The organism is Mycobacterium sp., from assembly GCF_025965855.1.
Taxonomy (GTDB): domain Bacteria; phylum Actinomycetota; class Actinomycetes; order Mycobacteriales; family Mycobacteriaceae; genus Mycobacterium.
In genome coordinates this window covers 22,724-28,723 of sequence record NZ_JAOPWB010000093.1, presented here as the reverse complement: position 1 = coordinate 28,723, position 6,000 = coordinate 22,724, and the positions used below count along the sequence as shown (strand labels likewise).

Here is a 6,000-nt window from a genome sequence, read left to right as displayed (position 1 = left end):
GGAGGCCGGCTGCTCCGCACCGGTGGGAGCGATCGCCTAAGTGGTCGAGTCCATCGATGAGGAAGGCGGGATCTTCGAAGAGCTGTCTCTGCGCGGCTGTGTGGCGGCGCTGGACGGGTCCGACGTGATCCGCGCGTCCGGCATCGGCACTCCCGGTCGGGCACGAGAGCTGGGGCTCTCGGTCGCCGCCGAGCTGCTCGAGCTGGGCGCCGGAGAGCTGATTGGGGGAGCGCGGCAAGACCCCGCGCGAGGAAACTAAAGAGAGTCACTTGGGAGCGACAATGACGACGCGAGGGCGTAAGCCGAGACCGGGCCACATCATGTTCGTGGGCTCGGGGCCCGGCGACCCGGGATTGCTGACGACGCGGGCCGCCGCGGTGCTGGCCAACGCCGCCCTGGTATTCACCGACCCCGACGTGCCCGAGCCCGTGCTCGCGCTGATCGGCAAGGACCTGCCACCGGTCTCCGGCCCGGCGCCGGCCGGCCCGGCCCCGACGAACGCCGAAGGCAGTGGCCAAGGGCCCGGGGGCGATTGCGCCCCGTCGGCGCCCGCGGTGATATCCGAAGGCCCCGACGTCCGCCCGGCCCTGGGCGAGCCCGCCGAGGTGGCCAAGACGCTGGTCGCCGAGGCCCGCTCCGGCGCCGACGTGGTGCGGCTGGTGGCCGGTGACCCGCTGACGCTCGACGCGGTCACCACCGAGGTGAACGCCGTCGCGCGCAGCCACCTGCACATCGAGATCGTGCCCGGCCTGGCCGCCACCAGCGCCGTCCCGACCTACGCGGGGCTGCCGCTGGGCTCGTCGCACACGGTCGCCGACGTGCGTGGCGACGTGGACTGGGAGGCGCTGGCGGCCGCTCCCGGCCCGCTGATCCTGCAGGCCGGCGCGTCACATCTGGCCGACGCGGCCCGCGCCCTGATCGACCACGAGCTGGCCGAGGCCACACCCTGCGTGGTGACCGCGCAGGGCACCACCTGCCAGCAGCGTTCGGTCGAGACCACGCTGCACGGCCTGACCGACCCGGCCGTCCTGGGCGGCAACGACCCGGCCGGCCCGATGACCGGCCCGCTCGTGGTGACCATCGGCAAGACCGTGGCCAGCCGGGCGAAGCTGAACTGGTGGGAAAGCCGCGCCTTGTACGGCTGGACGGTTTTGGTGCCCCGCACCAAGGACCAGGCCGGCGAGATGAGCGAGCGGCTGACCTCCTACGGCGCGCTGCCGATCGAGGTGCCGACCATCGCCGTCGAGCCGCCGCGCAGCCCCGCCCAGATGGAGCGGGCCGTCAAGGGCCTGGTCGACGGCCGCTTCCAGTGGGTGGTGTTCACCTCCACCAACGCGGTGCGTGCGGTGTGGGAGAAGTTCGGTGAGTTCGGTCTGGACGCCCGCGCGTTCTCGGGCGTGAAGATCGCCTGCGTCGGCGAGTCGACCGCCGACCGGGTCCGCGCCTTCGGGATCAGCCCCGAGCTGGTGCCGGCCGGGGAACAGTCCTCAGTGGGTCTGCTCGACGACTTCCCGCCCTACGACAGCATTTTCGACCCGGTGAACCGTGTCCTGCTGCCGCGGGCCGACATCGCCACCGAGACGCTGGCCGAGGGGTTGCGCGAGCGCGGCTGGGAGATCGAGGACGTCACCGCCTACCGCACGGTGCGCGCCGCGCCGCCGCCGGCGGCCACCCGCGAAATGATCAAGACGGGCGGCTTCGACGCGGTGTGCTTCACCTCCAGTTCGACCGTGCGAAACCTCGTCGGCATCGCCGGCAAGCCGCACGCGCGGACGATCATCGCCTGCATCGGCCCGAAGACGGCCGAGACCGCCGCCGAGTTCGGCTTGCGGGTCGACGTCCAGCCCGATACCGCCGCCGTCGGCCCCCTGGTCGACGCCCTGGCCGAACACGCCGCGCGGTTGCGCGCCGAGGGCGCGCTGCCACCGCCGCGCAAGAAGAGCCGCAGGCGCTAGTGGCTGCCAGACACGCGAGCGTGCGTGTTTGTACACCGACACGCCGTCGGGGCTGGCATTCTGCGCACGCTCGCGGCTATGAAACCGCGCAGCGAGTCGCCGCTCCATGAGCACGTATCCGCGGCAGCGCCCGCGCCGGCTCCGCTCGACCCCCGCGTTGCGTCGCTTGGTGGCGCAAACGTCCCTGGAGCCAAGGCATTTGGTGCTGCCCATGTTCGTCGCCGACGGAATCGACGAACCGCGGCCGATCCCGTCGATGCCGAACGTGGTTCAGCACACCCGGGATTCGCTGCGCGGGGCCGCGGAAGACGCCGTCGCCGCCGGGGTCGGCGGGCTGATGCTGTTCGGTGTGCCCCGCGAGCAGGACAAGGACCCGACCGGCTCGGCCGGCACCGACCCCGACGGCATCCTCAACGTCGCGCTGCGTGACCTGGCCAAGGACCTCGGTGACGCCACGGTGTTGATGGCCGACACCTGCCTGGACGAGTTCACCGATCACGGGCACTGCGGGGTCCTGGATGCCAGGGGCCGGGTGGACAACGACGCCACCTTGGCTCGGTACGTCAAACTCGCTGTGGCACAGGCCGAATCGGGCGCCCACGTGGTCGGGCCGAGCGGGATGATGGATGGCCAGGTGGCGGCGATCCGCGATGGCCTGGACGCGGCCGGCTACACCGACGTGGTGGTCCTGGCCTACGCGGCGAAGTTCGCCTCGGCGTTCTACGGCCCCTTCCGCGAAGCGGTGAGCTCGAGCCTGTCCGGGGACCGGCGCACCTACCAGCAGGAGTCGGGCAACTTCCGCGAGGCGCTCCGCGAGATCCGGCTGGACCTCGACGAGGGCGCCGACATCGTGATGGTCAAGCCCGCGATGGGTTACCTCGATGTAGTGTCCGCGGCGGCCTCGATTTCGCCGGTGCCGGTGGCCGCCTATCAGGTCTCGGGGGAATACGCGATGATTTGCGCTGCGGCCGCCAACAACTGGATCGACGGGCGTGCCGCGGCGCTGGAGTCGCTGACGAGCATCCGGCGTGCCGGCGCCGATATCGTGCTGACCTATTGGGCCGCGGACGTGGCGGGGTGGCTTTCGTGAGATGGGGCGTGCTTTGACATCAGAGAGCGCGGCGAGGGCCGGCGAACCAACACCGTTGTTCTACGAGCCCGGCGCCAGCTGGTGGTGGGTGGCGTTGGGCCCGGCATCGGCGGGGGCCATGGTCCTGATTGAAATCTGGAGCGGAGCCCGGGTGGCGCTGATTGTCCCGGCGATCTTCTTGGTGCTGGTGTCGGCGTTCGTGGGGTTGCAGGTGAAGGCGGCGCGGATTCATGTCTCCGTCGAGCTCACCGGGGACGCCTTGCGGCAGGGCACCGAAACCATCCTGGTGCGCGAAATCGTCAGGGTTTATCCGGAGCCCGAACACCACGAGGCTTCCGGCAAGGAGCTGGCGAGGTGGCAGTCCGCGCGGGCGCTCGGCGAATTGATGGGGGTGCCGCGCGGCCGGATCGGCATCGGTCTCAAGCTCACGAACGATCGCACCGCCCAGGCCTGGGCGCGTCGGCATCGTCAGCTTCGGGCGGCGCTGACCCCACTGGTTCAGGAGCGGGTGGAACCCGCCGGATCCGATGTCGGCGAGGACGATTTTGAAGACGGGTCGCCGTCATGATCGCCCGCTATCGGGCCTTCGGGACCCTGGTTGAGCTGGCCCTGGCCTGTGCGGCGCTGGTGGGCGCGGGCGTGACCTGGGTGCACGCGCGCCGCACGGTGCGTGTCGCGCCCATCGCGGACGGGCAGCCGTTCACGACGTCGCTGGTGTACAACCCCGAGCTGCTGTTGCTGACTCTGGTGCTGGTGACGACCGCCGGGGTGCTGGCGGTGGTGGGGATCGCCCGGCTGTTGCGGGAGCGGTCCCCTCGAAAAACTAGGCCGTCTTCTTGATCAGCGGCAGCACGAGCCGACGGCGATCGACGATGGCGTCGGCCAGGGTGCGGAGCGCCTCGCGGACCGAGCGCGCAATCGGGAACTCGACCTGGTCACCCAGCAGGGCCGCGACCGCGGCGCTCGCGACCAATGTCCACTCCACCCCGGCGACACGACACTCCTCGTCAAGCCCGTGCACGAGCGAGAGTCCGGCCGCAGCAAAGTACCTCACGTCGCTCAGGTCGAGCACCACCGGATTGCTCCCGAGGACGATTCGCCGGACGTACTCGCTGACCCGATCGACGTTGACGGCGTCGATTTCGCCGCGGATGGTCACCACGGTCGCCAGGTGACGGCAGTGGGCGCGAATCTGGGCGCCGCCGCAGTGGAAGGTGCCGTAACCGTGCCGAGTCGCGACGGTGGTGATTGTCATGAGCGCCTCATTCCCCGAAACCTGTCCCCTAAAGGTGCCCCTCAAATCTAAGGAGACCGAAAGCCCCTCCTAACTCTTTGCTAAGAAGCGACTTTCGGGGGCCCTTGCCGGGGCCAAAGCAACGTCGACGGCGGTCGCGCGGCACAGCGGCCGGTCCGAAAACAGCCGTGCCACGCCACGGCCCATCACGCGATCGCCGCGCTCGCGCTGTTACGCTGCCAGGGCTGCCGGTTGCCAGTCGGGGGGCCTGTGATCGCCCGGTCAGCCGGACGTGAAGCGCCGCCCGGACGAGCCGGGCAATCGGTGAACGAAACAGCGAGAGTCCAGACGGAAAGAGCGACGTGCGCGGCGGAGAGATCAGGGGCGAGATCAGGGCCCTGACGGGACTCCGCATAGTCGCCGCGGTGTGGGTGGTGCTGTTTCACTTCCGGCCGATGCTGGCCGATGTGTCGCCGGACTTCCGCGACGCACTCGCGCCCGTGCTCAACTGTGGGGCCCAGGGCGTCGACCTGTTCTTCATCCTCAGCGGATTCGTGCTGACCTGGAACTACCTCGAGCGCATGGGCCGGTCGTGGTCGACGCGGGCGACCCTGCACTTCCTGTGGCTGCGGTTGGCCAGGGTGTGGCCGGTGTACCTGGTCACGCTGCACCTGGCCGCCCTGTGGGTGGTCTTCACCCTGCACGTCGGTCACGTGCCGTCGCCCGACGCCGGCCAGCTCACCGCGATCAGCTACGTGCGCCAGATCCTGCTGGTGCAGCTGTGGTTCGTGCCGTTCTTCGACGACTCCAGTTGGGACGGGCCGGCCTGGTCGATCAGCGCGGAATGGTTGGCCTACCTGCTCTTTGGCGTGCTCGTGCTGGTGATTCTGCGGATGAAGCAGGCGACGAGGGCGCGGAGCCTGATGTTGCTGGCGTTCGCGGCGTCGTTGCCGCCCGTGGTGATGCTGTTGGCCAGCGGCCACTTCTACACACCCTGGAGCTGGCTGCCGCGGATCGTGACGCAGTTCACCGCCGGCGCCCTGGCCTGTGCCGCCGTGCGCAGACTGCGGCTGACCGATCGCGGTCGCCGCGTCGCGGGGTACGTGTCCCTGCTTCTCCTGGCGGCCATGGTGGGCGTCCTCTACTGGTTCAACGCCCATCCGATAGCCGGGGTCGTGGAGAACGACAGCGGCGGGGTGGTCGACATGCTGTTCGTTCCGCTGGTGATAGCGCTGGCGATCGGCGTGGGTAGCCTGCCGAGGACACTGTCCACCCGGGTCATGGTGTACGGCGGGCAGATCTCGTTCTGCCTGTACATGGTGCATGAGCTGGTGCATACCGCCTGGGGATGGGCCGTCGAAGAGTTCCAGCTCACGCCGCAGGACAACCCATGGAAATGGAACATCGTCGGCCTGCTCGCGATCGCCGTGGGTATCTCAGTCCTGCTGTACCACTTCGTTGAAGAGCCCGCCCGGCGCTGGATGCGTCGGATGGTCGACGTCAGACCCGCGAGCGCGAAAATCGGGCTGGAGGAGCCGGTCAGCGCCAAGGTTCGCCCGATCGAGGATGCGCGGGAAGCGATTTCGGCCCGCGCGGTGTGATGTTCACCTCGGTGCGCCGATCGAGTAGCGCGCGGAATCCATCGATACCATGGCGATAGCGGCCAGCCGCGATTCGGCGGATTGACGCGCAGTTCGCGCCGTTTCCTCGTACGATTCCGT

Annotated in this window: 6 protein-coding genes and 1 pseudogene; 6 read left to right on the top strand and 1 reads right to left on the bottom strand. The window is 69.5% G+C overall.

Annotated features, from left to right (window positions below; translation table 11 throughout):
• The 5 genes and pseudogenes from JWP83_RS07155 to JWP83_RS07135 form a co-directional block, all read left to right on the top strand.
• Positions 1 to 259, top strand: a pseudogene (locus JWP83_RS07155) (hydroxymethylbilane synthase); the annotation flags it as partial.
• Between the two features lie 22 nt (positions 260 to 281).
• Positions 282 to 1,955 (top strand): uroporphyrinogen-III synthase, encoded by a 1,674-nt coding sequence (locus JWP83_RS07150; protein ID WP_297727816.1) that lies wholly within the window; start codon positions 282 to 284, stop codon positions 1,953 to 1,955.
• A gap of 106 nt (positions 1,956 to 2,061) precedes the next feature.
• Positions 2,062 to 3,045: a porphobilinogen synthase gene (gene hemB, locus JWP83_RS07145; protein WP_297727813.1), complete on the top strand. Its 984-nt coding sequence runs from the start codon at positions 2,062 to 2,064 to the stop codon at positions 3,043 to 3,045.
• Position 3,046: 1 nt separating this feature from the next.
• On the top strand, positions 3,047 to 3,613 hold the full coding sequence (locus tag JWP83_RS07140; RefSeq protein WP_297727811.1) for a DUF3093 domain-containing protein: 567 nt from the start codon (positions 3,047 to 3,049) through the stop codon (positions 3,611 to 3,613).
• Positions 3,610 to 3,885 (top strand): hypothetical protein, encoded by a 276-nt coding sequence (locus tag JWP83_RS07135; protein ID WP_297727808.1) that lies wholly within the window; start codon positions 3,610 to 3,612, stop codon positions 3,883 to 3,885. Before JWP83_RS07140 ends, JWP83_RS07135 begins: the two co-directional genes overlap by 4 nt.
• On the opposite strand, the gene JWP83_RS07130 is transcribed toward JWP83_RS07135, so the two are convergent.
• Complete coding sequence (locus tag JWP83_RS07130) at positions 3,869 to 4,300, bottom strand: STAS domain-containing protein (protein ID WP_297727806.1); 432 nt, start codon at positions 4,298 to 4,300, stop codon at positions 3,869 to 3,871. The two genes, JWP83_RS07135 and JWP83_RS07130, sit on opposite strands and share 17 nt — an antisense overlap.
• 341 nt (positions 4,301 to 4,641) lie before the next feature.
• Between JWP83_RS07130 and JWP83_RS07125 the strand changes: the two genes are divergently transcribed.
• Positions 4,642 to 5,880, top strand: coding sequence for an acyltransferase (locus JWP83_RS07125; protein ID WP_297727803.1), 1,239 nt, complete (start codon positions 4,642 to 4,644; stop codon positions 5,878 to 5,880).
• The last annotated feature ends 120 nt before the right edge of the window (positions 5,881 to 6,000 follow it).